Source organism: Bradyrhizobium tropiciagri, assembly GCF_018130545.1.
GTDB classification, from domain to species: Bacteria; Pseudomonadota; Alphaproteobacteria; order Rhizobiales; family Xanthobacteraceae; genus Bradyrhizobium; species Bradyrhizobium tropiciagri_A.
The window spans coordinates 600109-625459 of record NZ_JAFCKF010000002.1 but is presented as its reverse complement, the minus strand read 5'-3'; the positions used below and the strand labels follow the sequence as shown (position 1 = coordinate 625459).

The window sequence follows — 25351 nt, the reverse complement described above, 5'->3', positions numbered from 1 at the left end:
GGTTGCATCGGCTGTGAATGGAGAATTAGCCCCCTGCGTTGGAGAGCACATGGGCGAGATCATCAGGTTCATTTCGAAGTCCGAACTGGAACGGGCGCGTCTGATTCGCGAGGCCCGCGCCAACTACGAGCGCATCTTTCCGTCGACCGATGCGGCCGATGCGCAAGGCGCTGCCGTCGAGGGCGACGGCAGCGAGGCGTCGTCGAAGCCATAGTCGCTGTTATTGCCCGGGACAAGGCGAACACAAGGCAGACGCCGCGATGTGGAAACGGATCTGGCAGGTCTGGACCATCGACAAGCCGGCGGCGCTGGGCGACTGGCTCTGGCAGATCCTGGTCGTCGAGCTTGCGGCCTTGCTCGACCGGCTGACGCTGCGCAAGCTGATCGCGCTGATCCCGGTCGTCATCCTGATCGGCGCCTATTGGCACCGGATTCCGTTGCCGCCCGAGTTGATGCTGGTGGGCGATCTGCTGGCCTATATCGACATCTTCTCGATGATCTTCCTGGTCGGCCTGTTCACGCGTGTTGGGACCGTCATGGCCGTCGTCAGGCAGGCCATCGATGTCGTCGGCGGCGTGCTGCGGCGGGTGCACCGGTTTGGCATTCGTCACCGCCGCGCCAAGGACGGCATGCGGCGCAAGGGGCTGACACGAGCGGAGAGCGACGACGATGACCCCGGCGTCATTGCAGGGCTGGCCTGGGCTTAAGGGATGGCCTGGGCTTAATCCGGGGCGGCCGGACTGCGCCGATGCGAGCTGGAGAGATCTGTCGGAGCCTGCTGGGATCGATGAAACGCAAGACCCATCTGCAAGCTCCAGACGCCGAATACCAATGCACCAGCCACACAGGCGGCCACGAAGGCCCAATCGCGCTTCTTCATCTGGTTCAACAAGGCCAACCCAATGCCGCATCGACCGCGGCCCGCTTTAACGACATGACTGCCAGGCAAGACTTACGCATTCTGGAGCGGTCGGGCGCGCTTGTCGATTCGCACCGCCCGCATCGGCAGCGGTCACGCGGCGGTGATGATCACAGCATGCATCCAGCAACATTGCGAATGCTTCGCTCGGCGCCCGCAACAATCTTGCCAAACTTTCACTAGGTCCCGGGAGCACTGAGTTCGAAGATGCAGAACCAACCGGACGAATCGCAATGACCGAACTTGAGGAGCTTCGCTACTTCGAGCACCAATGCCTGGAGATGGCGGAGCAATCGACGTTGCCGGATGCCCGACGCGCGCTTGAGATCCTGGCGCACAACTACGCCAATGCCGCCGAGATTCTCGAGCGGCGCGCGCAATCCGCCAACACCGCGCTCACGCAACTGTTTCGTTGCTTGAAGCTGTAATGGCGCGGATCTGCATGGCCGCAGCGCCGTGCGCATGTGCGACAGTTGCAGGCATCTCTAGGGACCGTCGAGATCCTGCTGTCTGACGAGATCCGTCATCAGGACGAGCAGTTCGCGGCCCATCCGATCACCGTCGATCTCGGACGGGTTCAAAAGCAAGCCTTCAATTTTCTCAGCCCAGGCCGGGCCGGCGTCAGAGCCGGCATAGGCCATCGACCAAGCGGGGAAGCGCCGCGGTGTCGCCGGCCTGAAGGTCAGAAGGGTGATGTCGCGGTGCCTCGGATCGATTTCGATCGCGCTGAAGATTTCCTCGACGGCAGCCCGCTCGCCTTCGAGAACCTGGCAGAAGTAGCCCTCGCTGAAGAGGAGGGCGCCGGTCACGCCGAGCCTCGCATTCTTCGCGCGCGACTGCGTCAGGATGTTGCGAATGACCTCACTCGCAGAATGGTCGTGCACATTGCTGTTGCTACGGCTGACGTAGATCAACGCATGCTCGGTTGGCGACATTCTTCATTGCCTCAGCACGTCAAAGAGGAAGCGTTCCGCGCTCGACACGCGGCCAAATGAAAAGGGCCGCGTCACGTCACGGCCCCGACCGGCAAATCTGGAAACTGCGAGCTGGATGGAACCAGTCTCGGTTCCCGGCTCGTAGCGCGATTCACGACGAAAGTGGAATCCGGGGAAACACGGGTTCGCAACCGGCTCTGCCGGTCGTGCTCCGCCAGGCCGGTTGGTGACATCGAGTGCGCCACGATGTTGAACAGGCATTCAGGAAAGTTCCGAACTTGTTCCTGCAACATGCGTGGACGCCGATCGTTGTCACGCCGTACTGGAAGGAGGATGTCATGACGAAGTTGACTTACGCACTCGCCGCCGTTGCGGCACTCTCGATCGCGGCCCCGACCATTGCCAGCGCGCAGGGTGTGGGCGTCTATATCGGCGGCGACCGCGGCTACTACGGCGATCGATATGACGGTCGGCGCGTTTATCGGGAATACGATCGCGGCTGGCACCACGGCTGGTACAACCACCATCGCGACTACTATCGCGACCGTGGCGTCGTGATCCGTGGTCATGACTGGGACGACTAGCAAGTCCTGAGCAAATCTGCATCACGCGGACGGCCCCGCTTCGGCGGGGCCTTTCCTTGCCGGCGAGCGCCATAAGCGCCGCCGCCGCACGAACAACGTTTCCTTAACCCGACTCACGCAACCTCGTCCCAGGCCGTCTGGATGGGCCGCTTGCAGAAGGCCGCCACGGGACGTTACGTGGCGGCCTTTTGCGTCTCACCGTGCTGAGGGGAACGAGCGATGGACTACGGCGCCTTCACCGACGCCAGCCTGAAGATGATGTACGAAGCCATCCGCGGCGCGCTGAAAGCCGACGATGAATTCGAGGCCAACGGCGAAGACCCGAAATTCCGTGTCCGCTCGACGCCGGAGTGGAAACGGCACGCCGGCAGTCTCGAGGCCGAGATGCTGAAGCGCGGGCTGCAGCTCGAGATCATCGACTGGACCGGCGGGCAGGGCGAGCTGCCGCTGACGACCGATCCGTAAGCGTGCAGCGCCGCCGGCATTTGCGATGGCGGGTCGCGTGACGCTCAAGCTATCCCTTCGGAATAGGCTTCCCTCCCGCAGGGCCTATCGGCTTGGGACCGGCGAGGGGCGGCGGGCTGATGGATGGAAACGGGATCTGATCGGTTTCGTTGGTTGATTTTTCCGGTCGTTTCCTGGGACTGATCTCATCGTCCAATGACGGGCAAATCTTCTCCCAGCCTTGACCATAGCCCGTGTCGAGAAAATCGATCCGGTCTGTCTCGAAGATCTGCACAATCCGCTGTCGGCTGCAGGCGGAAACGATTGCGCTTTTTGTTTCCTTGCCCATGGGACCTGTCAGCGAATAGCGCAGGGTGACCGGTGCGCCGCAGCGATTGACGACGGTCCACGTCTGCAACGTGCCGTCCTTCGTTTTGGTGGGGCCGGTCAGGCAGCTCTGTGCATTGGCAGCTGCGGCAAGTGCGCAAGGCACAAGCGAAATGGCGACCGCCCTGGCAAGTTTCATGTGCTGGCTCCTAGCACCGCATTCTGCACACGGGAGAGGGGATGACCACCCGCCGGGTGTTGACGAGCGCACGGACGCAGTACGGGATTCTACGGTGGAGAACACCGGACCGGCGCCATCCTTAGAGGCTATTCGGCATTTGGTGGGCGCTCGCCTCGCTCAAACTCAGGAGGTATGCTGCGGCACCCCGTGGGGAGCTAGGAGGGTATCTGTGCGAGTCATACGAGATGGATTTCTATCGCTGCTGGCCTTGGGCGCGCTGACTCTGGAGGGGCACGCGCAAGCTCCGATCGCAGCATTGGAGTGCGATTTTCCAGCCGCCTCAACTGATGACTGGAGCATGGCCGCCTCGACCCTGCAATATTACGTCGATCCAGCGGGAGGTTGGAAAGCGAGCCAGGATTCCTTTTCCTTCGATGGCCCGACAAATATTACGATCGGTGGCAATGATCTCGCCGCTACACTTTCGATCACGATTTCCCGCCAGTCTGGCAAGGCGACCAAGACCCTCTCGTCGGGAGGGAAATCGCTGACTGTCAGCGGGGAATGCAAAAAAATGGCATCCGACGGACGAAAGTTTTAAGCGCGTATATCCCCGATCATTGCAACTCGACCATCCGGCGACCTCAGCTTTTCAATTTTGTCTTCAGCCCAATCTCGATGAGTTGGCGGGTAGCCTCAGGGCGGCCGGGCAGGTCAGCTTGGTTGCGACGCCAGTCTGCACGGCCTACGCCGTTCTGCTGGTTCGCGGCGTAACGAAATCAAAAGGTTGGAGCACTGTTCACGGACGGAGAACCACGGAAACAATCCGTGTGGTGATGTTTGTGCGGATTGCTCGTGCTGTTGCCACGGCGATACAGAGAACCCCGCGCAACGATGCTAACCAACCTCCATCTGAACCAAGATGGGGTTGCGCCGTGTCGGGATCTGATCATTGGAACGGTACGAACAGTCCTTACTCGTCTGCCGAAGCGCCGCAGCAGCGCGATGAGCAGCAGCAGTTCGACCGCTATCACAAATTCGACGATGCCGTCTCGCGGCCGGCGCAGAGTGTCTCGAGAACCGTAATCTGGGATCGCTACAACCCGCCGGTTCGTTGATCTGGTCACCGGTCGGGTGGCCCGATCGGCGACGGCATGCTGTTCTGACCGTCCCGAAAAAGTACGCCGCCGGGCCCGAAATGGTTTGTCCCGGCGGCGCCCTGTTTCAATCTGGGGACTGCAATCCCAGCAGAGAGCGAGATCGCAAGTTCAGTGCCAGTCAGATCTGCCCGGCTCACCGAATCTCAGGGCGTTGCGAGGCGCCACCGCCTCTGATCCGCTTGCCGCGACCGCGCCACAGGCTCCAGCGAATCGAGACGAGCGCCAGCACGCAGATCGCGGTGCGCCGGCCGATCGCGTTGAGCACGGTTAATCGGGCGTCTCAGCCGTTCCTCGATCATTCCCGGATAGCGAAAATCGATCGCGGCGTCGTGACCGTACTGAAAACCTAATTTCCTGGCGATTTCGAATCCTGTTTGCGCCTCTGAGGGGGCACTGCCGATGGCGAGTCCCAGTTATTCATTCTCAAGCAGATGAGGAGTTCGACATAGCTTTGTACTTGCCCTGTCCCCGCCAGCAGCTCGCAACTTTCACGCGGTCCCGCCGGGACAGTCAGCCAGATCGAGTTCAGCTGCTGCCGCGCATCCGTCTCGTCACTCACGCATTTGCTTGCATCCTGGGGGAGCCCCGACGCCTTATCGTCGGCAGAAACATCCGCGCAGAGCGCCTTGATATCAAAGTTGGGAACGTTGTCTGAAACCTGTACGGGCGGTTCGGCAACAAGCGATAGTGCCAGGAGTGCTGCCTTCATCAGATCCTCCCCGTCCGGTATGCCCGGCTCGAAGGGGCTTGAGCAGGGGCTGATGTGGCTTCGCAGGCTGTAGCGGCCAACCTCAGCCCACGACGTTACATTGCCTCTCTTTCCTGATGTCCATCCACCACGAACCGCAATTGCTGCGGCGCGCTACCACTTTTGCGCATGCGATCTGTGGGCAACGTTAGCTTGCCCATCGTGCCGCAAAGCGGCTGAAGTCGGAATTTCAAGTGTGCAACTGGTGAGCGCGGAGGGACTCGAACCCTCGACCCCATGATTAAAAGTCACGTGCTCTACCGCCTGAGCTACGCGCTCACTCACCTGAACATTGGACCCGGACGCAGGCGGTGAACCGCTCCGGATCGTGCTCCAGCCCGCGCTGTGTAGGGGGCAGGGCCCATCGGGTCAATAGCCGATGGGCGGTCAATTGTGCACCGTTGCGGCGGATTTGCCATTCCGGCGCCTGCGGTTAGGGACGTTTCTTGAAGTAGATCTTGTTTGCGCATGATCTATCCGGAAAACCGCTGCGCACTTTTCCGGATCAGGCGCTAGCTGTCGTGGCGGATTTCCGAGCCGGCCGGCTGCTGCGGGGCGGCGACCGAGGGCAGGCTGACCGGGCGCAACCCGATCAGTTCCGCGGTGCGGATCGCGCTGTTACGCCAGAAGGCGAACTCGTTGATCCGCGAATTCTCCAGGATCGCGATCGAAACCGCGGCGAGGAACGGCAGGCTCTGCAACACCAGCACGCCGGCGAAGATGTAGATCTCCCGCACCTGCTTGTAGCCGTTGGTGACGACCAGCACGATCGCGCCGATCAGCAGCAGCACGCCGATCACGGCTTCCCAGAACGCCTGGAATTCGATCGACATCCGCGACAGGCCGCCCTTGGAGGTGCGGGCGAAGGCGAGGTGCTCGGTGATCAGGCCCTGCGCTACCGCCCGCGAGACCGTCCACTGCACGCTCATCGCCGCGATCATGGCGCCCAGCATCTGGCCGGCCTTGATGTTCACCCGCAGCCGGTAGAGCGCGACAAAATGTACCAGCGAGACGACGAAGGAGGCGATGATCGGCAGCGTCAGGATCTTGTCGGGGATCGCGATGTCGGCGAAGGCGACGATCGGCACCCAGATCAGGTTGAGGATCGCGACCACGACGCCGAGGCTCTCGGCTCCGAGCCAGTTGAGCCAGCCGAGCGAGAATTCGCGGCGCTGGTCGGGCGTCAGCCGGCTGGCGCCGGGCAGGAAGCGCCGCCAGTGCTTCTTGACGATCTGGAAGCCGCCATAGGCCCAGCGATGGCGCTGCTTCTTGAACGCCTCATAGGTGTCGGGCAGCAGGCCTTCGCCGTAACGCACATTGGTGTAGTGCGTGAGCCAGCCGGCCTGCTGGATCGAGAGGCCGAGATCGGTGTCCTCGCAGATCGTGTCAGAGGACCAGCCGCCGACCTTGTCCATCGCGGCGCGGCGGATCAGGCACATCGTGCCGTGCACGATGATGGCGTTGAACTCGTTGCGCTGGACCATGCCGATGTCGAAGAACCCGGCATATTCGCCGTTCATGATGTAGTGCATCAGTGAGCGGTCGCCGTCGCGATGTTCCTGCGGTGCCTGCACCAGGCCGACGCGCGGATCGGCGAACGCCGGCACGAGGTCCTTCAACCAGTCCGGATGCACGACATAGTCGGCGTCGATGATGCCGATGATCTCGGCATCGGCCGCGGTGCGGTCCATCGCGATGCGCAGCGCGCCGGCCTTGAAGCCCTGCACCTTCTCGGCATTGATGAACTTGAAGCGCTCGCCGAGCAGCCGGCAGTGATCCTGGATCGGCCGCCAGAAGTCGGGATCGGGCGTGTTGTTGATGATGCAGACGCACTCGAAGTTCGGATAGTCGAGCCGCGACACCGCATCGAGGGTCTGCTTCAGCATCTCGACCGGTTCGAAATAGGCCGGGATGTGGATCGAGACCTTCGGGAACTTGACGCTCTCGCCGATCGTCGCCGGCGCCAGCGGCGCGCTCTTGCCGATCAGCCGGCGCGGGCCACGGCCGAACGCCACTGCCGCGATCTCCTCGATCCGCGCCATCGCGATAAGTACGAGGGGAACAAGGAGCACCAGGCCGAGGCTGAGCGCGAAGGCCGAGCCCCAGACGAAATAGTGCGTGGTCCAGTATGAGAACACCGTCGCAACCCAGGCGCCGACGCCGTTGGCCGCGGCTGACAGCAGCAGCGCCTGCATCACGGTCGGTTGGTCCAGCCTCAGGATCGGCAGCGACATGAACAGTCCGACCAGGACGGCGACCAGCGCGATCTTCCAATAATTCAGGTCGGTGATCGGTCCGGTCCAGGCGAACTTCGCCTCGCGGTCGGCATTGAGGATGCCCCAGTAGGGACCGACGCCGCCTTCGAAGAACTTCCAGGGCTGATCGATGGCTTCGACGATGTTGTAGTCCATGCCGATGGCTTCGGCGCGGGTGACGAAGTTGCGCAGCACGGTGGCCTGCTGGAACGCGCCGGGCTCGGCGTTGCGCAGATTGTAGCCCTGGCTCGGCCAGCCGAATTCGGCGATCAGGATGCGTTTGCCGGGGAAGGAGTCACGCAACAGATTGTAGCGATCGACCGCCTGGTCCACCGCCTGCTTGTCGGTGAAGTTTTCCCAGTAGGGCAGCACGTGGGCGGCGACGAAGTCGGCCGAATTGGCGAGTTGCGGATGGTCGCGCCAGATGTTCCAGATTTCGCCGGTCGTGACGGGAACGTTGACCGACTTCTTGACCCGCTGAATCACCTTGACGAGCCGCTGCACGTTGTTTTCGGCGATCGCCCATTTCACGGCTTCGGCCCGCTTGTCCTCGGGCTGCGCGTCGGCGTCGTGAAGGCGCTGCGCCTCCTCGCGCAGGATCCGCTCGGATTCCTCAGGCGGCACGCCGATCTCCGGAACCGTTCCAAGGTTTTCCAGCGGGACCTGCTCGCCGCGGAACACGGTTTCGTTGCCGACCACGATGCCGATGACGTTGCTGTTGCGCTTGGCCAGGTTGATCGCGGCGTCGATCTCGCGATTGTTGCGGTTGGCGTCCTTGTCGATCCACGCGCCGACGGTGACCTTCATGCCGAACTCGGCCGCAACCGGAGGCACCAGTTCGTTGCCTTCGGTCGATGAATAGAGGCGGACCGCTTTCGTGAGCGTGGAGAGCTTTCTGAGGTCGGCGCGCACCTTCTCGGTGTCGGCAGCGACGTCAGCGACGGTATGGCCTGACTCGAACGGGGCGTAGGACAGGCTCGGCAGCGTGCCACGGAAATCGGGCGCCGACTGCTTCTCCTGAAAGAGACCCCACAGGGCGGCGTGGGCGGCGGTGACAAGCAACAGGACGGCGACGACGGCGCGCATCGCGGTTAAACCATACGGGGCCTGAGATTGAGGACTAAGCGAACCCGTCCCCTGGGTTCGACCAATATCACGGCGGAGGGAAAGATATCTCCGCCATCCGATTTAACAACTGGTGTGCCGCGATGGCGTTTTAAGGGCGCAAGCCGTTCCAGCCGCGAAAAAATCGCGGCCGGAGCCCGGTCGCGCGACGCGGCTATTTCGACGTCGGCGCGGGTGTGGCCGACGGGGTCGGCGCAGGCGAGGGCGATGCCGCCGGAGCGGGCGCGGCGTTGCCGGCGGTCGACGGTGCCGGGCTCGGCGCTGCGGCAGCTGCCGCGGCCTGCGGCTGGGCGCCCGGGTTGATCCAGCAGGCGTGGATCCGGCCGTCGAGGCTGCCGCGCACCTTGTCGTCGATCTGGGCGCCAAACCGGGTCAGGCAGCGGAACGCGGCCTGGACGTGGCCGCCGGGGCAGCCGAACCGGTCATAGAGGTCGAGATGGCGGAACGCGGTATCGAGGTCGTCGTTCCACATCAGGCGGACCACGCGGCGGCCGAGCCACACGCATTCCGGGTTGCCGGCCGGGCCGTTGATCGCCTGCTGGGCCTCGCCGAATTCCTCGACCTTGCGCTGGTTGGCCTCCCGCGCCGCGTTGGCATTGGCGTCGGCCTGGTTTCCAGACTGCTGTTTGGCCTGGTCGGGCGGATTGGGTGTGCCGCTCTGGGCGAACGCGCCGCCCGCCCCGACAAGGAGCGTAAGGCCGGTTACGGCAAGGTGGCGCAATGCGGTGTTCTTCAACTCAAGCAGCCGTCGACGCATGTATTCCCCGATAATGTTCCTGCCCCCGCGGGATCATCCTAACGGCTCGCGTGATGCCGTCCAAATAGGTCTCCAGTGCGGCGGAGACTCTGGCGGAGTCAGATGACTGGAATTTGGTATTTTGTCCAGCAAACTCACAACTTTATCGATCCGGCGTGAAACTGTCGCAGGACAACCATGGTATTGACCTAATCCCGCTCTTGGCAGATGGGCTGTGACCGGCTAATTCGACGGTCCCCCGGAGGATGGAACCGATTTCGCTTCGTACGCCACTGGCGCTTCTCCTGATCTCGCTCGCTGTGATTGCTTCCGTGTGGTGGTGGCTCGCCACGCCGATCACGCTCGCGCGCGCGCCGATCGATCCGGCCGCAAAGCTGCAATGCGTGTCCTACACGCCGTTCCGCGGTGCCCAGACGCCGCTTGATCCCACCACCCAGATTCCGGTCGAGCAGATCGAGCAGGACCTCGCAGATCTCGCCAAGGTCACCGATTGCGTGCGGACCTATTCGATCGAGAACGGCCTCGACCAGGTGCCCGGCGTGGCGGCCAAGGTTGGGTTGAAGGTGATGCAGGGCATTTGGCTCAGCAGCAACCGCTTCAAGAACCTGCAGCAGATCGCCATCGCAGTCCGCCTCGCCAAGGAATATCCTGGAGTCGTGACCTCGCTGATCGTCGGCAATGAGGTGCTGCTGCGCGGCGAGATGACGGCCGCCGATCTTGCCGGCAACATCCGCGCGGTGAAAACCGCGGCGGGCAATATCCCGGTCACCTATGCCGATGTCTGGGAATACTGGGTGAAGAACCGCGAGATTTATGACGCGGTCGATTTCGTCACCATTCACATCCTGCCGTATTGGGAGGACATTCCGGTCAAGGCCAAATACGCCGCGGCGCATGTCGACGATATCCGCAAGCGGATGGCGGTGACGTTCCCCGGCAAGGAGATCCTCATCGGCGAGACCGGCTGGCCCAGCGCGGGACGGATGCGGGAAGGCGCCCTGCCGTCGCGCACCAACCAGGCGCGGGTGGTGTCCGAGATCCTCGACCTCGCCAAGCGTGAGGGCTTTCGCGTCAACCTGATCGAGGCCTATGACCAGCCCTGGAAGCGCAAGCTCGAGGGCACCGTCGGCGGCAATTGGGGCTTGTTCGACTCGATCAAGCGGCAAGTGAAGTATCCGCCAGGCGTAGCGATCAGCAACTATCCCGACTGGAAGCTGCAGATGGCCGGCGGCATGGCGCTGTCGGTCGTCACCTTCCTGGTGGCCTGGCTGACGCTGCGGCGCCGGCCCTGGACGCCGCGGCCGTCGGCCTGGATCGCGGTCGGCATTTCGGCGACCACGGCAGGGACGCTGCTCGGGATCGCCGGCGACAAGATGTATTACGAGAGCTACGGCTTCAGCGGCTGGCTGCATTGGGGCGTGCTGCTCGCGGCAGGCATTGCCGCGCCGTTATTGACCGCGCATGCGCTGATCGCCGGGCGCTCGCTGCCGACCTTCCTCGAACTGGTCGGGCCGCGCGACTATCGCGGCAAGGGCATGTTCGGCGCGGTGCTCGCGATCGTGCTGGCGGCGACCACGGTGATCGCGGCCGAAACCGCGCTCGGTTTCGCCTTCGATCCGCGTTACCGCGATTTCCCCTATGCCTCGCTGACCATGGCCGTGGTGCCGTTCGCGTTGCTGACCATGCTCAACCGTCCGAAGGAAGGCGTCCGGCCGATCGCGGAATCCGTGTTTGCCGGTCTGCTGACGATCGCGGCCGCCTACACCATCTTCAACGAGGGAACGATCAACTGGCAGTCGGACTGGACCTGCGTGATGTTCCTGCTGCTGGCCGCTACGCTGTGGCGGGCGCGGGCCGCGCAAAGCCCAGGATAAACAGTCCGATCGCAAGCCCCGACAGCACGACGTTGTAGAGCACGATGCCGAGCCCCGCGGCGACCAGGCCGGCGGTGAGCAGCACGATCGACGGCCGCGTCAGATTCAGGAGCGCGATCACCAGCGCCGCGATTCCGAACACCGAGTTCTTGAACAGCACGGTCGAGAGCGCGCGCGCCTTGCAAAGCAGGCTCTGCGTGCCGGCGTCGCAGGCCAGCGCAACCGGCGAGAATTCGATGGCCAGATAGCGCACATAGAACGCGTAGCCGACGGTGACGAAGCCCACGACCATCAGGAACTGGACCTGATAGGGGGAGAGGCGGAACGGAGGTTTTGTCATCGCGGCACTATGGTCGGGAACGGGGTCGGGGACAAGGCTCGGTGCCAACAGCGAAATCGGTTGAGAATTTGTCCGCAATCCATTGGCTTAGCGTGATCATTGGCTATTGCGCCGGAACATCGAGGAGAGCGTCGAAGGCTCCGGCTTCTTGTCCTCGGCGACGGGCTGCTGCGGCGGCGGGGGCGCGCGCTTCGGCACGAACCGTCGGTGCGGCAAGGCCGGCCTGGCTGCGGCGGGCGGCTCGGTGAGGGCCAGCCGCTGGCCGTCATAGATCGCGGTCTCGCAGGTCCGCTGCACCAGGCTGAGGCCGGCGCAGATTTTGGCGGCGGTGCCGGCGTCGTTCAGCGGTCCGGCCACGAGGCGCAGCTGCATGCCGAGCCCGCTGCTGTTTTCCTTGATCACGATGATCGGCTTCAGCGCGGCCAGCGGAGCGTTGGCCTTGGACTTCAGCAGGCCGCGCCACAGCGCGCGCAGTCCATTGACCGAATTTGCGGTGCCGAGGTCGACGCCGAATTCGGTGCGCTGGATCTGCGCCTTCGGCGCGTCCGCCTCGTCCTCCGCATCGGCGTCGGGATCCGCCTTGATCACCGGCGGCGGGTTCGGCGCCACGCCGACATCGCTCGCGATCGGCGGCTTGGCCGTTTCGGCCGGCTTGCTCGCAGCAGGATCGAGTGATGCCAGCTGAGGCTTATCAGTCAGCGGCTTGTCCATGACCGGCATGGCGGACGGCGGCGCAGCGTCTTTGGTGTCCACTGCGCTGGACACAGCTGCGGTGCTCATTGGACTGGCAACGGACGGAGCGGCGGCCGAAGCCGGCGGCGCATTGTCGGAGGCTGGCGGCTTCTCCGCGCCGACTTGCGGCTTCGGCGCTGCGGGCACTGGTTTCTTGTCGGCGGCAGGCTTTTCAGCCGCAGCAACGGGCTTTTCGATCGCTGCGGGCGGCTTGCTGTCGGCAGGTGCCGGCACCTTGTCGGCCGTTGGCGGCTTGTCCGATGCGGCAGGCGGTGTTGTCGCAACAGCGGCGAGCGTCGGTGCCGAGGTTGCCTGTGCCGAACTGGTCGGCGTGGGCGGTGTACCGGGCGCTGGTGCCGACGGCGATGCGGCGGATGCTGGAGCCACCGGCTGCCTGGCAATCGTGCCGGTCACGGAGTCCATTCCTTGCTCCAGCGTCGTGACCCGCGAATAGAGCCGGTCGCGGTCGCCGTTGAGCGTATCGATCGCCGACGCCAGCCGACGGGTCTCGTTGTGGCTCTCCTTCGCCAATGTCTGCAACTGCTGGGCCTGGCGCGTGATATCGGACGCGGCAATCTGGTCGCGCTTCAGCGTCAGCGCCGACTGGTTGGCCATCACGGCGACGGTGACGGCGCCGACCGCAGCCATGCCCCACGACCCGAGCCGCCATAGCATGCGACGATCGAAAGCATCCTCCTCGGCCAAAAAGCCGGAGCTGCTCTCGGTGTCGAATTCCGCCGCCAGATTGTCGCGATCTTTGGCCAAAGCCCGCTTGGCCCTCCTCAAGGCCCGCCGAATCACGAGGCAAAGATTAACAGGAAATGGACCGGGAACTTGAATCCGGAGCGCCCCGGAGGCGAATCGGTTTCTTCTGGCGGGGAAAACAATTAAAGACGGCCTCGAACAAAGCCTGGCGCAGCGAACTGCGCGACATCGAGGATTGCGAATGACTGCGCGAACCAGCCTGACAGTGGTGCTTGCGGCCGGCGAGGGCACGCGGATGCGCTCGTCGCTGCCGAAGGTGCTGCACCCGGTGGCCGGGCAGACGCTGCTGGCGCATGTGCTCAATGCCGCCGCCTCCGGCGAGGGATCGCAACTCGCGGTCGTGATCGGCCCCGACCATGAGGCGGTCGCCGCCGAGGCACGCCGGGTGCGGCCCGACGCACAGACCTTCGTGCAGCGCGAGCGGCTCGGCACCGCGCATGCCGTGCTGGCCGCGCGCGAGGCGATCGCCCGCGGCACCGACGACCTCCTGGTCGCGTTCGGAGACACGCCGCTGATCTCGGCCGAGACCTTTGCGCGGATGCGCGCGCCGCTGCGCGAGGGCGCAGCGCTGGCGGTGCTCGGCTTCCATGCCGCCGACCCGACCGGCTACGGCCGCCTGGTGGTCGAGAACGGCAGACTGGTCGCAATTCGCGAGCACGCGGAGGCCAGTGCCGAGGAACGCAAGATCACGCTGTGCAATGCCGGCGTGATGGCGTTCGACGGCAGGACTGCGCTCGCGATCATCGAGAAGATCGGCAATGCCAACGCCAAGAGTGAATTCTATCTGACCGATGCCGTGACGATCGTCAGGCAACTCGGACTGGAGGCCGTCGTGATCGAGACCAGCGAAGACGAAGTGCGCGGCATCAACACCAAGGCGCAGCTCGCCGAGGCCGAGGCCGTGATGCAGGCGCGGCTGCGCAAGCAGGCGCTCGAGGCGGGTGTGACCCTGATCGCGCCGGAGACCGTCTATCTCGCCGCCGACACCAAGTTCGGCAAGGACGTCGTGATCGAGCCGTTCGTGGTGATCGGTCCGGGTGTCTCCATCGACGACGGCGCCGTGATTCATGCCTTCTCGCATATCGTCGAGGCCCGCATCGGCAAGCAGGTGTCGGTCGGTCCCTATGCGCGGCTGCGACCCGGCACTTCGCTCGGCGATGGTGCGCGGATCGGCAATTTCGTCGAGACCAAGGCCGCGACGCTCGAGGCCGGCGTCAAGGTCAACCATCTCTCCTACGTCGGCGACGCCCATGTCGGCGCCAATTCCAACCTCGGCGCCGGCACCATCACCTGCAACTATGACGGCTTCCTCAAGCACAAGACGCTGATCGGCGAGGGGGCCTTCGTCGGCACCAATTCGTCGCTGGTCGCGCCGGTGACGATCGGCAAGGGCGCCTATATCGGTTCGGGCTCCGTGATCACCAAGGACGTCCCCGACGATGCGATGGCGCTCGAGCGCAGCGAACAGTCGATCCGCGAAGGCGGCGCCGCGCGCTACCGCGCGGCGAAGCTGAAGGCAAAGGCGGCGAAGGGGAAGTAGGCGTTCGGCATCACGGCCATCTCGAGACTAGATCGCCGTCGTCCCGGCATTGGTGCTCGATCGATTGCGCAACTGCCGGCAGCCCGCGAACCACTCCTGTTGCCAACGCCGGAATGTCTGACTACGCTTGCGGTGGTAAGCCCCAAGCGCTCGTTCGACCGGCCGGACGCTCATGCCCAAATTCCTTCGCATCGGAGTCCATCAGTCGAACGTGTCCGGATACACGTCGAAGGCCTGGTGCATTCGACGCACCGGCTCGACGGTTCTCCTGAAATGGGGCGCGGTGGAGGTTCATGGCGCCGGAGCCGGGCGCAAGGTCTACTGGACGTTTCCACCGCAGGAAAAGACCATCCGCTGCCGCACGGTGCAGCGTGCCCAGGACTACACCAAGGCCGCCATCGCGCGACGGCGCAGCCATCGCTATGAACCTCTGACCGGAAGCATCGCGAACCGGCGCCGGACCGCAGACCGGGACTCACAGCTCAAGCAGGCCCTCGCCACGATCCTCTATGTCGATATCGTCCGATCCACCGAAAAGGCGGCGCGGCTCGGCGATACGCGCTGGGCGACGGTGATGAATCATTACTATGTCGCTGTACGCAGGGAGCTGAAGGCCATGCGGGGCAAGGAAGTCGTGACGACGGGGGACGGCCTGCTGGCAACGTTCCGCGCGCCGATCGCGGGGATCCGTTGCGCCACCGCGATCCGCGACGCCGTGCGCACGCTCGGGCTCGAGATCAGGGTCGGGCTGCACGCGGGCGAATACAAGGTGAGCGGGGCGGAGGTGATCGGTCTCGCGTTTCACATCGGCGCGCGTGTTGCTGCGAAGGCGCGGGCCGGCGAGGTGCTGGTCTCGAGCGCGGTGAAGGATCTGATGGCGAAGTCCGAAATCCGCTTCAAGGACCGCGGCGCGCACCAGCTCAAGGGCGTGCCCGAGCGCTGGCGGCTCTACCTGGTCGAGCATTGAGCGGAGCGAGGCAGCCCTCGGACGTCGCGGAACTCATCCGTGCCACGCGAACTATCCTCGCGTCATTCCGGTGCGACGCGTCAGCGTCGAGCCCGGAATCCATTGGACGTCAGAGCAAATGGTGAAATGGAGTCCGGGCTCTCGCTTCGCGAGCCCCGGAATGACGATGGGGAGAGGCCGTGCCTACCGCGCGGCCAGGATGCGCTGCCATAGCGTGCCGCCGAGCACCTTCCAGCCGAGATAGAAATACAACGCGATCAGCGCAAACAGCAGCAGCGCGGGAGCGCCGGTCAGGGCGAAGCCGTCTTTCGTGGTTTGGCCGGTAGCGATGCCGATGGCATAGCCGCCGCCGAAGAACACGGTGAGGAAATCAAGGAAGCCGGCCAGGCCGCGGCGCCAGAACGGTTTTGCGAGGGGCGGTGGTTGATCGCTCGGCATCGCTGAGTCCTCATTCGGGCTACGGGCAGGAATGACGGCAGGAAGGTCGCCCATCTGCCGCAAAGGCGCGACTCAGGTGAACGCGACCTCGATCCGGTTGTCGGCTTTTCCTGTGATCCGGCACGCCCGCGACAGCTCGTCGGCGGCGATGGCGAGCTTGAACTGATCGGGGATGCCGGACGTGGACAGCACCTCGATGGTCGCCGTCTCGCGCGACAGTCCACGCACCGTACAGTCGATGGTGGAATGGCCGGCATTGAAGCTGATCGTACCGGCCTTGAACACGCGCCGCGCGGTCGGCGCAATCGACGGCGCCCGATCCACCCAGGCGAGCGCCTGATTGCGGCCGCCCTGCTTGGCGCCGTACATCGCAAGATCGGCGTTGCGCAGCATGTCGTCGAAGCAGTTGCCGGGCGACAGCGCCGCGCCGCCGAGGCTGCAGGTGACGCGGATCGCGCCGGCCGGCGTCTCGACCCGGGTCGCAGCGACTGCTGCGCGCACCTTCTCGAGCACGCCCATCGCCTGGTCGAGCCCGGTGTGCGGCAACAGGATGCCGAACTCTTCGCCACCGAGCCGGCCGATCGTGTCCGAGCCCCGCAGCGCGCAACGTGCAGCATCCGCGACCGCCGCCAGCACCATGTCGCCGACGGCATGGCCGTAGGTGTCGTTGACCGACTTGAAGTGATCGACATCGAGCACGGCGCAGGCGAGTGGACTGGCGTGCCGTGTCGCCAGCGCGGTCAGCCGTTCACCTTCACCGCGGAAGGCACGCCGTGACGAACAGCCGGTGAGGCCATCCTGCATTGACAGATTGCGCAGCATCAGTTCGTCGACGGCAATGGCCGCAAGATCGCATAGCATGCCGACGGCGTCGGCATCGAAGTCGCGCGGGCTGGTATCCATCGCGCACAATGTCCCGACCACCGCGCCGGATATCTTGAGCTGCGCGCCGGCATAGAAGCGAATATGCGGCTTGCCGTGGACGAACACGTTGTCGGAAAGGCGCGGGTCGCGCAGCGTATCCGCGATGACGAGCGGATGGTCCTGCGCGATCGCAAGGTTGCAGAGCGCGGGTCCGCGCGCGGTCTCGCGGTCCTGCATGCCCTCGGAGGCCTTGAACCACTGCCGATGGCCGTCGATCAGCGTCAGCGTCGACATCGGCACGCGAAAGATTTTCCGGCACAGCCCGGTCAATCGGTCAAAAGCGAGTTCGCTCGGCGTGTCGAGGATGTCGAGTTCCGCGAGCACATCCAGGCGCTGCGTCTCACGATCGTGCGTGGTTTGCATCAGGGTACCTCCGGCGGCGGCACCCTCTCTGAAAGGCGTTAAAGACGCGTTGACGCGATCCAATCGGTTTGCCGTCGGCGGTTTCACGGGCCTTAGACAACGCCGACTAAGAGTGCTGCATGCAAAAAATTGCTGCTGTCTTTCTGTTCGGAATGTTTTGCAGTCTGGTTGCCTATGCCAGCGGCGAACGGCTTTATCAGTGGACCGAGACGGGCCATTGGCCGTGTATCGGAAGATGCTCGGAGGATCGGATTTCGTCTCTTACACCGACGATCCGTTCAGCTTTCTGCGCCTGTTCGGTTTGAATTTCTATCTGCTCAAGATGGGGTTGCTCGGCATGTTGATGGCGTACCGCGAAATGTGGCTCCGGGCGCAGGGATGGGAACCGTGAGCGACGGCCTGATCCGCTTCCTGGTTGAAGCATTGGTCGAGGCGGTCTTGACCAAGACCGGCCGAGGCCTGTGGGGTCTCTTCGGGCTGCGGCCGCACGACCTCGTGTCGATGTTCAGTGGAGTGATATTCTGGACCGTTGTGGGCATATTCGCTTACGCCAGGATGCATGGGTGAAGCTCAAAGCCCGGCTGCGGACGACCGTTGCTGCTACCGCACTCTTGCCAAAATAGTTAGCCCCGATTAACCAGCCTTTCGCGTCAACCTTGCCGCTTAAGATTGTCGCAATCGGCAATAATTATTGAGTATCTTGCGGCCGGCGATTCCCGTTAAGGGACCGTGTCGCTGCTTCGGCAAATTTTCGGCGATTTTTGGGGACATTGAACCGCATGTGCGGCATCGTCGGCATTCTTGGACGCGCTCCGGTCGCGGAGCAATTGGTGGATTCGCTCAAGCGGCTCGAATATCGCGGCTATGATTCCGCAGGGGTCGCGACGCTGGAAAACGGCGGCCTGGCGCGGCGCCGCGCCGAGGGCAAGCTGAAAAATCTCGAGGCCCGGCTCGAGGCCAAGCCGCTCGGCGGCCATACCGGCATCGGCCACACCCGCTGGGCCACCCATGGCCGGCCGACCGAGAACAACGCGCATCCGCACGCCACCGAACGCGTCGCCGTGGTGCATAACGGCATCATCGAGAATTTCCGCGAGCTGCGCGAGGAGCTCGAGGCCAAGGGTGCGGTGTTTGCGACCGAGACCGACACCGAGGTCGTGGTGCATCTGGTCGACGATCTGCTCAAGGGCGGCGTCGCGCCGGTCGAGGCGGTGAGGGCGGTGCTGTCGCAACTGCGGGGCGCCTTCGCGCTCGGCTTCATCTTCGCCGGCGAGGACGATCTGATGATCGGCGCCCGCAACGGCCCGCCGCTCGCGATCGGCCACGGCGACGGCGAGATGTATCTCGGCTCGGATGCGATCGCGCTCGGGCCGTTCACCGATACGATCAGCTATCTCGAGGACGGCGACTGGGTGGTGCTGAACCGCAAGGGCGCCACGATCTACGACAAGGACAACGCCATCGTCCATCGCGAGGCGATCAAGCACACCACGGCGACTGCGCTGGTCGACAAGGCGAATTATCGCCACTTCATGGCGAAGGAGATTCACGAGCAGCCGGAAGTGGTCGGCCACACGCTCGCGCGCTACGTCGACATGGCGACCGAGCGCGTCATGATGCCGGTCACGCTGCCGTTCGACTTCAAGGACATCCAGCGCATCTCGATCACGGCCTGCGGCACCGCGAGCTATGCCGGATTCGTCGCGAAATACTGGCTGGAGAAGCTGGCGCGGGTGCCGGTCGAGCTCGATGTCGCCTCGGAATTCCGCTACCGCGAGGCGCCGCTGCGCAAGGGCGACCTTGCGATCTTCATCTCGCAGTCCGGCGAGACCGCCGACACGCTGGCGGCGCTGCGCTACGCCAAGTCGCAGGGCGCCCACACGCTCTCGGTCGTCAACGTGCCGACCTCGACGATCGCGCGTGAGAGCGAGACCGTGCTGCAGACGCTCGCTGGTCCCGAGATCGGCGTCGCCTCGACCAAGGCATTTACCTGCCAGCTGATGGTGCTGGCCTCGCTCGCGGTCGCCGCCGGCAAGGCGCGCGGCGAACTCTCCGATGCCGACGAGGCCAAGCTGGTGCATGGCCTGGTCGAAATTCCGCGGCTGATGTCGGAAGCGCTGACCACTGAATTGCAGATCGAGAAGCTGGCGCGCGAGATATCGAAATCGCGCGACGTGCTCTATCTCGGCCGCGGCACCAGCTATCCGCTGGCGCTGGAAGGCGCGCTGAAGCTGAAGGAAATCTCCTACATCCACGCCGAGGGCTATGCCGCCGGCGAGCTCAAGCACGGGCCGATCGCCCTGATCGACGAGCACATGCCGGTTGTGGTGATCGCGCCCTACGACAAGGTGTTCGAGAAGACCGTCTCCAACATGCAGGAGGTCGCCGCCCGTGGCGGCAAGATCATCCTGATGACCGACGCCAAGGGCGCAGCGGAGGCCACCATCCAGTCGCTGGTGACGATCGTGATGCCCGACATGGGGGCGACCTTCGCGCCGATGGTCTATGCCGTGCCGGTGCAGCTGCTCGCCTATCATACTGCCGTCGTGATGGGCACCGACGTCGACCAGCCCCGGAATCTGGCCAAATCGGTCACGGTCGAATAGTCGCAAGCCGGGCCGGTACGCGGCCCTTCAAAAATGTGCTGGAATGGCTTAGCTGGGTGGTGGAGTACGGCCGCTTCGACGACCCTGGAACCGCAATGACCTCCGATCAAGTGCCTCCTGACCCGTCTGGCGAATTGCATCCGGACCACCCGCGCGGGCTGATGGCGCGTTTTCGCACCTACTTCCTGACCGGCCTCGTGGTGGCCGGGCCGGTTGCGATCACCCTGTATTTGACCTGGTGGTTCGTGAACTGGGTCGACAATCTGGTTCGCCCGTTCGTTCCGACGGCCTACCGGCCGGAAACCTATCTGCCGTTCGGGCTGCCCGGTTCCGGCCTGATCGTCGCGGTCATCGCGCTGACGCTACTTGGTTTCCTCACCGCCAACCTGATCGGCCGCACCCTGGTCGATCTGGGCGAGCGGCTGCTCGGCCGGATCCCCGCGGTGCGCGCGATCTATCGCGGCCTGAAGCAGGTGTTCGAGACGCTGTTCTCGGGCAACGGCTCGAGCTTCCGCCGTGTCGGCCTGGTCGAGTTTCCCTCGCCCGGCATGTGGTCGATCGTGCTGATCTCGCAGGCGCCGAACGCCGAGCTCGCAGCCAGCCTGCCCGGCGAGGAGGAGCATATCTCGGTGTTCCTGCCATGCGCGCCGAACCCGACCACCGGCTTCTTCTTCTACGTGCCGAAGAGCAAGATCATCGAGATCGAGATGAGCACAGAGGATGCCGCGACGCTGATCATGTCGGCCGGCGTGGTGCAGCCAGGCTCCACCGATCAGAAGCGCGCCGCGGCGCTCGCCGGCATGGCGAATGCCGCGCGCATTGCCAACCAGGCCTCGCTACAGCCCGCCACACAGCCGGCACCGGCGAAGGTAGAGTGAAGCGGTAAAGTACGCGGCGGCGGCTCGCCGACGTCGCGATCGGTCGATTCTCGTCCCGCGCCAGGCTGGTGCTGAAGCTCCGGCTGGGGCAGAATTCATTCGACCGATTCAGCAGCGACCGTACGCGGTAGTGCGAGAATGCCAGATGACCAGCAGTCGCCGATTGAAGTCACGCGTCAGGCGCTCTCCGACGTAGTCGCGACCTTGCGGGAGTTTCCGCAGGACTGCAGACTGGACTCGACTGTCCCACCCGGTTTGGATGGCGTTACGCTTTCCACGTTATTGAACTTTCCCGCCGCTGCCGAAGCGCTCAATCGCATGCGCAGGCGCTGGCCGCCAGGCTTCTACAGCCTATTCGTCGCCGTGAGTTCGCTGATTCCCCAAATTCTCCAGATGTATGGCTGGCGCCCCGACGCGCTGCGCCAGCCGGGCCGCGTCATGGCGGCAGCGCTGGCCGACCCAAACCTGCGTCAGCTGATCGTCACGACCGGACAGGTGGCGAACGAGATGCGCGAAGCCGACGTCGGCGAGCAGCGCGCCGAGCAAAATCCAATTATGTTCGGGATTGGAAGGACGCCGCAGACGTTGATGCACCATATCGCCGCCGAGGTCGTCGCACGTGGCACCCCGTTCGGCCGAATGTTGCAGGTCATGCTTGGTCCCGAATCCCCCAGCATCCTCGGAAACCCCAGCGAAAAGGGGATTGGCAATATGCAGCCGCACGAGTTTTCGCGGGTGGGGTGGCCTAAGCTGTCACATATCTCCGATCAGATCGAGATCGAGCACGAGCTCACAGCTGCGTCGGCGCCTGGCAACGCGGCTGCACAAGTCGCCAAGTGTATGGTTGGCCTCTGCTGGTCGATGGCAGCAATGGCAAGTCTCGTTCAGCCAGGCATCTTCATCGCCGAGGCCGACCCGCATTTGTCTTCGAACCGCAACGGACAGCTGACGATCTCGTATGGTCGCGGTACGCATCTTTTGATCAACTACCAGCCGGCATCGATGATTTCTGTCGTCGAGATTTGCCTTGCCGCTCTGGCCGAGCCGGATATCACGGCATGTGACCTGATGTGGATGGCTGCGGGAGCTGCGACGACAGAGTTCGTTCGGGCGGGAACAGGTGCCGACCCTGTCGCACCACGCAGCTCGCTCTATGACACGTTCCTCAGCCATCGCGGCCTCGATGCGAAGTCGAGGCTCGCACACGCGCTTCGTCAACATGGCGAGCCTCGCCGCGTCTTTCTCGACTGCCTCACAATGCCACACGGGGTGATCAATCGTGCCTTCGTCTTCGGAAGCCTCGCGCGATCGAAGTCGGTGATGGTGGTGGATACATCGAACTTCTCCGGCTCGGCATGGTGCCGAAAGGAATTGTGGTTCTCCGAGATCCTTGGTCGTCATGGACGGTTGCAACTAACGAGGGAAACGCTCGACAAGACGCTTGAGCTGTTGGCGCGGACAGATTCGTCAACAGAGGAATCCGAGCCGCGACATGGGGAAGAGGAGTTTATCTACCGGATCGCACCCCGAATTATGCGGGACTTCGATTATGAGCTGCGCGCGCCCAACCGCGCGAGCGCCAAAAGCAAGGGACTTGATGTTTCGTTGCTTGCGCCGGTCGAAGGGTTGATCGGGCGCGCTGACGTCGCTGCGTCGGTACTAGCCGAGACCGTCCTGGGCATGCTTCGCGAGGTTACTTCGACACCCGCAAGCGAGGAACGAAACGATCTTTGGTGCGCGGCATTACAGCTGACGCTTGCAGCAATTGGTCCTGAGGTGCGGGCACGTTCGAAAATGGAGGTGCGGGGCGGGGTCGATCGCTTGAACGCGCTGGTATCCCGTATTCTGAGCAAGGACATCCAGAACCACCCGGTCTTTCAGGCGGCTGCTCCGCGCTACCTCGCACTCGTGGCGTCGGTCGTCCTGATTGATCTCGCGGGATTCGCCCTTGACCAGATCGCGGTCGACGTCATCGAGAAGCTGACCAATGGGGTTGCCTTTCTGCACAACCAAACGCTCGTGCTCGATGTGCGTGACCCGGGCCCGAAACGCGATTTGCATTTCCGGCTTCTGATGGCGGCTATCCGCTCCAATTTAGGAGGGCTCACAATCCTGCAGACGGCGGCCGATCCCGTGCATGAACTCGAGATTGATGGCGAGACGCTTTCGGTACTGCCGTGTGTGACGCTCTATCCGGGCATGGAGGACCTGTTCGCGGAGGCGCACGGGTCTTCGTAAGAGGTCCGCTGGGCTGAGATCTGCTGCGACGGGATTGGTTGCTGACCAATCAACAAGGGGGCCTCGCCAGCTAGCCCGCGCCGATCAGCGGCACGGCCTCATCGCGTTCGTAGAGGTAGAGCAGGACGCGCAACGCTTCGCCGCGTTCACCCTTCAGCTTCGGATTGTCCTTCATGATCCGCAGCGCCTCGTCGCGGGCCTGGGTGATGAGCTGGCCATGCACCTCGGAGCGCGCGATGCGATAGCCGGGCAGGCCGCTCTGGCGGATACCGAGCACGTCGCCTTCGCCGCGCAGCTTGAGGTCTTCCTCGGCGATCCGGAATCCGTCCGTGGTCTCGCGGATCACTTTCAGCCGCGCCTTCGACATCTCGCCGAGCGGCTCCTTGTAGAGCAGCAGGCAGGTCGAGGCTTCCGAGCCGCGGCCGATGCGGCCGCGCAGCTGATGCAGCTGCGCGAGGCCGAAGCGCTCGGCGTTCTCGATCACCATGATGGTTGCCGCCGGCACATCGACGCCGACCTCGACCACGGTCGTCGCGACCAGCAGCCCGATCTCGTGCGCGGCGAATTGCGCCATCACGCGATCCTTCTCGGTGCCCTTCATCTGGCCGTGCACCAGGCCGACGCGATCGCCGAACCGCTGCTGCAGCGACTCGAACCGCTCGGTGGCGTTGGTGAGATGCTCGGTGCCCTCGGCTTCTGACTCGTCGACCAGCGGGCAGATCCAGTAGACCAGCTTGCCGGCGTCGAGCGCGCGGCCGACGCCGTCCATGACGTCCTCGATCCGGCTCATCGACACCGTGCGGGTTTCGATCGGCTGGCGGCCGGCGGGCTTTTCGCGCAGCTCCGAAACGTCCATGTCGCCGAAATAAGTCAGCACCAGCGTGCGCGGGATCGGCGTGGCGCTCAGCACCAGCACGTCGACGGCTTCGCCCTTCGACGTCAGCGCGAGGCGCTCGCGCACGCCAAAGCGATGCTGCTCATCCACCACGGCGAGCGCCAAGGCCTTGTAGATCACGTCGTCCTGGATCAGCGCATGGGTGCCGACGAGCAAGTCGATCTCGCCGGCCTCGAGCCGTGCCAGCAGCTCGCGGCGCTCCTTGCCTTTCTCGCGGCCGGTGAGAATGGCGACGCGCATTCCGGCACTTTCCGCGAGCGGCGCGATAGTCTTGATGTGCTGACGCGCCAGGATTTCGGTCGGCGCCATCAGCGCCGCCTGCTTGCCGGCTTCGGCGACGGCGGCGGCCGCGAGCAGCGCCACCACGGTCTTGCCGGAACCGACATCGCCCTGCACGAGGCGCAGCATCCGCACCGGCTGTTGCAGGTCGGCGATGATGGCCGCAACCGCGTCCTGCTGCGACTTGGTCAGCGCATAGGGCAGAGCATCGATGATCTTCCTGCGCAGATGGCCGTCGCCGGCGTTGCGCACGCCCGCCGGGCGGCGCAGCGTGGCGCGGATCAAAGCGAGTGCGAGCTGGCCCGCGAGCAGCTCGTCGAAGGCGAGCCGCGACCAGAACGGGCCGTCGGGCAGGATGTCGGTGAGCTCGACCGGAACATGGACGCGGGTCAGCGCCTCCCGGATCGGCGGGAAGTTGCAGCGGCGCAGCACCTCGGGGCTGATCCATTCCGGCAGCTCCGGCAGCTTGGTCAGCGCCTGCGCGATCGCCCGGCGGAGCGAGCCGATCGCCAGCCCCTCGGTCAGCGGATAGACCGGATCGATGCCGGAGAGCTTTGCAAAGCCGGCCTCGTCGACGACGCGGTCGGGATGCACGATCTGCGGGATGCCGTCATACATCGCCAGCGTACCGGAGACGTAGCGCTTCTCGCCGACCGGCAAGAGCTTTTCGACATAGCCGGGCTGGGCGCGGAAGAAGGTCAAGACCACATCGCCGGTGTCGTCGCTGGCATAGACCAGATAGGGCGCGCGCGAATTGCGTGGCGGAGGCGGGCGATGGCGGTCGACGGTGACCTCCAGCGTCACCATGGTTCCGACCACAGCGTCGCGGATCTTCGGCCGGGCGCGGCGGTCGATCACGCTCGCGGGCAGATGGAGCAGGAGATCGACCAGCCGCGGCGTCTCGCTGCGGTCGAGCAGATAGCGCAGCAGCTTGTCCTGCTTCGGGCCAACCCCCTGGAGGGTCGTGACCTGGGCAAACAGCGGATTGAGCAGGGCTGGGCGCATCGGTGTCCTTTACACACGACTCACGTCATGCGCGCAAGGAAACCCCAAAAGCCGGCGAATGAGGGCTGACAT

Annotated in this window: 25 protein-coding genes and 1 tRNA gene; 15 read left to right on the top strand and 11 right to left on the bottom strand. The window is 64.2% G+C overall.

The features are described 5' to 3' along the window. Positions 1-49: 49 nt before the first annotated feature. The 4 genes from JQ616_RS09525 to JQ616_RS09510 all read left to right on the top strand — a co-directional run bounded on the left by JQ616_RS09525 (position 50) and on the right by JQ616_RS09510 (position 1347). Positions 50-214, top strand: coding sequence for a hypothetical protein (locus JQ616_RS09525; RefSeq protein ID WP_212013908.1), 165 nt, complete (start codon positions 50-52; stop codon positions 212-214). A gap of 46 nt (positions 215-260) precedes the next feature. After that, the gene (locus tag JQ616_RS09520; RefSeq protein WP_212013907.1) at positions 261-707 is read left to right on the top strand and encodes a hypothetical protein; all 447 of its coding nucleotides are present in this window, start codon (positions 261-263) and stop codon (positions 705-707) included. An 80-nt stretch (positions 708-787) separates the two neighbouring features. Then, complete coding sequence (locus JQ616_RS09515; protein WP_212013905.1) at positions 788-1102, top strand: hypothetical protein; 315 nt, start codon at positions 788-790, stop codon at positions 1100-1102. Positions 1103-1152: 50 nt separating this feature from the next. Beyond that, a complete protein-coding gene (locus JQ616_RS09510; protein ID WP_212013903.1) occupies positions 1153-1347 on the top strand; it encodes a hypothetical protein in 195 nt (64 codons plus the stop codon). A gap of 57 nt (positions 1348-1404) precedes the next feature. On the opposite strand, the gene JQ616_RS09505 is transcribed toward JQ616_RS09510, so the two are convergent. Next, complete coding sequence (locus JQ616_RS09505) at positions 1405-1854, bottom strand: BLUF domain-containing protein (protein ID WP_212013902.1); 450 nt, start codon at positions 1852-1854, stop codon at positions 1405-1407. 338 nt (positions 1855-2192) lie between these two features. On the opposite strand from JQ616_RS09505, the gene JQ616_RS09500 reads away from it, so the two are divergent. Further along, on the top strand, positions 2193-2438 hold the full coding sequence (locus JQ616_RS09500) for a hypothetical protein (protein WP_212013901.1): 246 nt from the start codon (positions 2193-2195) through the stop codon (positions 2436-2438). 219 nt (positions 2439-2657) lie between these two features. Further along, positions 2658-2903 carry a hypothetical protein gene (locus JQ616_RS09495; protein WP_212013900.1) on the top strand — a complete coding sequence of 82 codons (246 nt, stop codon included), beginning with the start codon at positions 2658-2660 and terminating at the stop codon, positions 2901-2903. Between the two features lie 49 nt (positions 2904-2952). On the opposite strand, the gene JQ616_RS09490 is transcribed toward JQ616_RS09495, so the two are convergent. Then, a complete protein-coding gene (locus JQ616_RS09490) occupies positions 2953-3408 on the bottom strand; it encodes a hypothetical protein (protein WP_212013899.1) in 456 nt (151 codons plus the stop codon). Between the two features lie 211 nt (positions 3409-3619). Between JQ616_RS09490 and JQ616_RS09485 the strand changes: the two genes are divergently transcribed. Then, positions 3620-3991, top strand: coding sequence for a hypothetical protein (locus tag JQ616_RS09485; RefSeq protein WP_212013898.1), 372 nt, complete (start codon positions 3620-3622; stop codon positions 3989-3991). A 905-nt stretch (positions 3992-4896) separates the two neighbouring features. Here JQ616_RS09485 and JQ616_RS09480 read toward each other — a convergent pair. The 4 genes from JQ616_RS09480 to JQ616_RS09465 all read right to left on the bottom strand — a co-directional run bounded on the left by JQ616_RS09480 (position 4897) and on the right by JQ616_RS09465 (position 9435). Then, entirely contained in the window at positions 4897-5259 is a 363-nt protein-coding gene (locus JQ616_RS09480) for a hypothetical protein (protein WP_212013897.1), read from the bottom strand. A gap of 242 nt (positions 5260-5501) precedes the next feature. Then, a tRNA-Lys gene (locus tag JQ616_RS09475) sits at positions 5502-5577 on the bottom strand. 233 nt (positions 5578-5810) lie between these two features. Further along, positions 5811-8639, bottom strand: a complete 2829-nt coding sequence (locus tag JQ616_RS09470) for a glycosyltransferase (RefSeq protein ID WP_212013895.1) — start codon at positions 8637-8639, stop codon at positions 5811-5813. 193 nt (positions 8640-8832) lie between these two features. Beyond that, on the bottom strand, positions 8833-9435 hold the full coding sequence (locus tag JQ616_RS09465; protein WP_212013893.1) for a beta-1-3, beta-1-6-glucan biosynthesis protein: 603 nt from the start codon (positions 9433-9435) through the stop codon (positions 8833-8835). A 245-nt stretch (positions 9436-9680) separates the two neighbouring features. On the opposite strand from JQ616_RS09465, the gene JQ616_RS09460 reads away from it, so the two are divergent. Further along, complete coding sequence (locus tag JQ616_RS09460) at positions 9681-11309, top strand: beta-(1-6) glucans synthase (protein ID WP_212013891.1); 1629 nt, start codon at positions 9681-9683, stop codon at positions 11307-11309. Here JQ616_RS09460 and JQ616_RS09455 read toward each other — a convergent pair. Together JQ616_RS09455 and JQ616_RS09450 are read right to left on the bottom strand one after the other, a co-directional pair. Next, on the bottom strand, positions 11269-11649 hold the full coding sequence (locus JQ616_RS09455; protein WP_212013890.1) for a hypothetical protein: 381 nt from the start codon (positions 11647-11649) through the stop codon (positions 11269-11271). The genes JQ616_RS09460 and JQ616_RS09455 overlap by 41 nt on opposite strands. A gap of 96 nt (positions 11650-11745) precedes the next feature. Continuing rightward, on the bottom strand, positions 11746-13146 hold the full coding sequence (locus JQ616_RS09450) for a hypothetical protein (protein WP_212013889.1): 1401 nt from the start codon (positions 13144-13146) through the stop codon (positions 11746-11748). A 181-nt stretch (positions 13147-13327) separates the two neighbouring features. Here JQ616_RS09450 and glmU point away from each other — a divergent pair, with 181 nt between their 5' ends. Together glmU and JQ616_RS09440 are read left to right on the top strand one after the other, a co-directional pair. Then, complete coding sequence (gene glmU / locus JQ616_RS09445) at positions 13328-14686, top strand: bifunctional UDP-N-acetylglucosamine diphosphorylase/glucosamine-1-phosphate N-acetyltransferase GlmU (protein ID WP_212013888.1); 1359 nt, start codon at positions 13328-13330, stop codon at positions 14684-14686. Positions 14687-14858: 172 nt separating this feature from the next. Beyond that, positions 14859-15653 (top strand): adenylate/guanylate cyclase domain-containing protein, encoded by a 795-nt coding sequence (locus JQ616_RS09440; protein WP_212013887.1) that lies wholly within the window; start codon positions 14859-14861, stop codon positions 15651-15653. 183 nt (positions 15654-15836) lie between these two features. On the opposite strand, the gene JQ616_RS09435 is transcribed toward JQ616_RS09440, so the two are convergent. Further along, on the bottom strand, positions 15837-16091 hold the full coding sequence (locus JQ616_RS09435) for a hypothetical protein (protein WP_212013886.1): 255 nt from the start codon (positions 16089-16091) through the stop codon (positions 15837-15839). Between the two features lie 72 nt (positions 16092-16163). Beyond that, entirely contained in the window at positions 16164-17378 is a 1215-nt protein-coding gene (locus JQ616_RS09430; RefSeq protein ID WP_212013885.1) for a sensor domain-containing diguanylate cyclase, read from the bottom strand. Positions 17379-17595: 217 nt separating this feature from the next. Here JQ616_RS09430 and JQ616_RS09425 point away from each other — a divergent pair, with 217 nt between their 5' ends. The 5 genes from JQ616_RS09425 (at position 17596) to JQ616_RS09405 (ending at position 23100) form a co-directional block, all read left to right on the top strand. Further along, a complete protein-coding gene (locus tag JQ616_RS09425; protein ID WP_212013884.1) occupies positions 17596-17769 on the top strand; it encodes a hypothetical protein in 174 nt (57 codons plus the stop codon). Further along, complete coding sequence (locus tag JQ616_RS09420; protein ID WP_212013882.1) at positions 17766-17945, top strand: hypothetical protein; 180 nt, start codon at positions 17766-17768, stop codon at positions 17943-17945. Before JQ616_RS09425 ends, JQ616_RS09420 begins: the two co-directional genes overlap by 4 nt. 212 nt (positions 17946-18157) lie before the next feature. Beyond that, the gene (gene glmS / locus JQ616_RS09415; protein WP_212013880.1) at positions 18158-19984 is read left to right on the top strand and encodes a glutamine--fructose-6-phosphate transaminase (isomerizing); all 1827 of its coding nucleotides are present in this window, start codon (positions 18158-18160) and stop codon (positions 19982-19984) included. 95 nt (positions 19985-20079) lie between these two features. Beyond that, the gene (locus tag JQ616_RS09410; protein WP_212013878.1) at positions 20080-20862 is read left to right on the top strand and encodes a DUF502 domain-containing protein; all 783 of its coding nucleotides are present in this window, start codon (positions 20080-20082) and stop codon (positions 20860-20862) included. 138 nt (positions 20863-21000) lie between these two features. After that, positions 21001-23100, top strand: coding sequence for a toll/interleukin-1 receptor domain-containing protein (locus JQ616_RS09405; RefSeq protein WP_212013876.1), 2100 nt, complete (start codon positions 21001-21003; stop codon positions 23098-23100). 70 nt (positions 23101-23170) lie between these two features. On the opposite strand, the gene recG is transcribed toward JQ616_RS09405, so the two are convergent. Then, positions 23171-25279 carry an ATP-dependent DNA helicase RecG gene (recG, locus tag JQ616_RS09400; protein ID WP_212013874.1) on the bottom strand — a complete coding sequence of 703 codons (2109 nt, stop codon included), beginning with the start codon at positions 25277-25279 and terminating at the stop codon, positions 23171-23173. Positions 25280-25351 lie beyond the last annotated feature (72 nt).